Annotated in this window: 1 protein-coding gene and 1 pseudogene; one reads left to right on the top strand and one right to left on the bottom strand. The window is 56.9% G+C overall.

The window, feature by feature from the left end:
- A pseudogene (locus tag IQ35_RS21345) lies at positions 1 to 274 on the top strand (bifunctional adenosylcobinamide kinase/adenosylcobinamide-phosphate guanylyltransferase); the annotation flags it as partial.
- Positions 275 to 675: 401 nt separating this feature from the next.
- Here IQ35_RS21345 and IQ35_RS20890 read toward each other — a convergent pair.
- Complete coding sequence (locus IQ35_RS20890; RefSeq protein WP_221442163.1) at positions 676 to 1,296, bottom strand: MFS transporter; 621 nt, start codon at positions 1,294 to 1,296, stop codon at positions 676 to 678.
- Positions 1,297 to 1,396 lie beyond the last annotated feature (100 nt).

Genomic DNA, 1,396 nt, shown 5'->3' with positions numbered 1-1,396 from the left:
TGCGCGAACCTCGGGTGCAAACTTGTTCGTCGTCTTGCTCATATCGACTCCACTTACTCAGAAGTTGGAGCCTCCGGCAAACCCGGGGCGGTTCAATGATCGCCTTGTCGTCCTTGGCGAACGTCTGCTTGAGGTGCGTTTCCAGCCAAATAACAGGCGCCTTTACGATCGCCGATTCCGGGATGCGGCAGGCATCGTCAATCAGCGCGTCGCGGCAGTGCAGTTCCTGGTGTCGGGCCTCCCAATAACGGTGAAGCAGAAATCGAGAGGCTGACCTCCTCCTTCCTTGTCGGACAGCCCCGCGCAATGATATTGCACACCGGATGGTGCATATTCCGTTTCCTGGCCCAACGTGGAAATTCAAGGGGGCCGCGAAGCCCGAATGGTGTTCAACGCGCATGGACCGATAAGCCGGAGCGATGACCGATTATCTGCACCTTCCGAGTTGATCGGGCGTTGAAGGAAGCGTTCGTCGCCATGGCCAACTAACGGGATTTATCCGCCGCGCAAGTCCTTTGGAAGATGATGCGCGATGCCGGCCGTCCAGTTGCCCTCACCGCCTCCTCACACGAGACAGTAAATCACGTCGCAGCGGTCAATGAACCTGTTTCTTGGGTCCGGAACATAATGTGTGGAGCATCTTGCTCATGTCAACTCAATGGGATCGGGCTGTCTCTATCTGCGGAGCGCCTCTCGTATATGCGCGTGGCGCGCGGCGGTTAGAGGATAACCAATCATTAAGACCATCGAAATACTAGCGAGGGCTGCTGGAACTACCCCGTAGACGATTGTCAATCCCATGAGCGCACTCTGTGCGTTTTCCCGGCCAGCGGACACATCATATCCAATCAGATCGAGGGACGTAAACACGACCCCGATCGCCACCGCCTGACCCACCTTGTAAACTCCTGTCAGTAAGGCATACAGGATCCCAGTGCTGTCGATGCCTGTTTCCAGCAGGACTTCGTCGCTGATGTCCGCAACCATCGCACGCGGTAGCATAGACGCGGCCGTGAAGGCAAAGCCGCCCAAGGTGGACGCGACCAACATCATAGTGATCGTGCCGGGCGGCGAGTTTGCTTGAATCACCGGAAACATCGCATATCCTACCGCAGCCGCCATCAGCGCTCGATGCTTCTGCATGCGGCGGGCCAGGGCTGCGCACAGTGGTGCCGAGACGATTGCTACAATAAAGTACCATAGTACCGTGAACGAGTACTGAGAAACCGACAGGTGCTTGACTGCCAGACAGAACAAGATGGCGCTGGCCGATGCGATCCCGACGGCGAGCCCCAAAAGAAGCTCTAGCCCGCCTTATTCACCAAAAGTGTCCTGAAGGGTTGGCGGGAGTGGCGTAAGCCTCTGATCTGAATTAGGAACTGGGTGTCTAAGCCGA

Source organism: Sphingobium wenxiniae, assembly GCF_007830065.1.
Lineage (GTDB): Bacteria > Pseudomonadota > Alphaproteobacteria > Sphingomonadales > Sphingomonadaceae > Sphingobium > Sphingobium wenxiniae.
This window is presented reverse-complemented; position numbering and strand designations above follow the sequence as displayed.